This is a genomic window from Brevibacterium antiquum CNRZ 918 (genome assembly GCF_900169145.1).
Lineage (GTDB): Bacteria > Actinomycetota > Actinomycetes > Actinomycetales > Brevibacteriaceae > Brevibacterium > Brevibacterium koreense.
Genome location: NZ_FXZD01000047.1, coordinates 1 through 1,059 on the forward strand (window position 1 = coordinate 1; position 1,059 = coordinate 1,059).

Here is a 1,059-nt window from a genome sequence, read left to right on the forward strand (position 1 = left end):
CCCTACGTGTCAGGCTGGAGCGGGACCACGGTGACAGAGCAAATCAGTCCGACCACGTAGGGCGAGAACCAGGAAGCCAATCAATATGTCGAGTCTCGTTGTGGCCGAAGTAGGCCAAAATGGGTCCATGAGTAGTTCCGGACCGCGTGCCGGTGGACCGTCCCGTCGAAGGTCGTTCACTCCCGCGCAGAAGCTTGAGTTGTTGACCCAGTACGAGGACGCCTGCACCGGCAAGGAGGGCGGTGCTTTTCTGCGGGAACAGGGTTTGTATTCCTCGCAGATCGCTGAATGGCGAAAGCTTCGTGATGCCGGTGCTCTCACCGGAAAGAAGCCCGGGGAAACCATTGGCAAGCTCTCTGCAGAACAGGTCGAGATCGCGCGTTTGCGCCGCCAGCTGGAGGTGAGTGAGGGCCGGTTGGAACGAACCGAGGCTGCCTTGGGAATCATGGAAAAACTCTCGGCGTTCTTCGAGAACGCCATCAAGGAATCACCGGACGAGCCGAAGTCCAGAAAGAAATGACCAGCGCCTACCGGCATTTGGTGGAGGCGGCTGTTCCGACGCGGCAGGCCGCGGCCCTGCTCGGCCTCTCACGCACCACGATCTACCGTCAACCTGCCGCCCCGGTGGACCACGAGCCGGTGGTGCCGCCAAACAAGCTGTGTGCCGCGGAGCGGGCCGAGATCCTGGCGGCACTGAACTCCCCGGAGTTCGTGGACCTGGCGCCCCTGCAGGTCTACGCGAAGCTACTCGATGAGGGCATCTACCTGGGCTCGGTCTCCACGTTCTACCGGGTCCTGCAGGAGAACGAGCAGGTCAAGGAGCGCCGCCGGCTGGCCAAGCACCCGGCCCGGGCCATCCCGGAGCTGGTCGCTACCGCACCTGGTCAGGTGCTCAGCTGGGATATTACGAAGCTGGCTGGCCCGGTGAAGGGCAAGTACTTCGATTGTTACCTGATGGTGGACATCCATTCGAGGTTCATCGTCGGCGCGCACGTGCACGCCACCGAATCAGGGGTCCTGGCGATGGAGATGATGAAGGAGATCTTCGGCATCCACGGC

General features: G+C 62.2%; 1 pseudogene. It reads left to right on the plus strand.

The features are described from left to right. Positions 1-127: 127 nt before the first annotated feature. Positions 128-1,059: pseudogene (locus BANT918_RS17130) on the plus strand (IS3 family transposase); the annotation flags it as partial.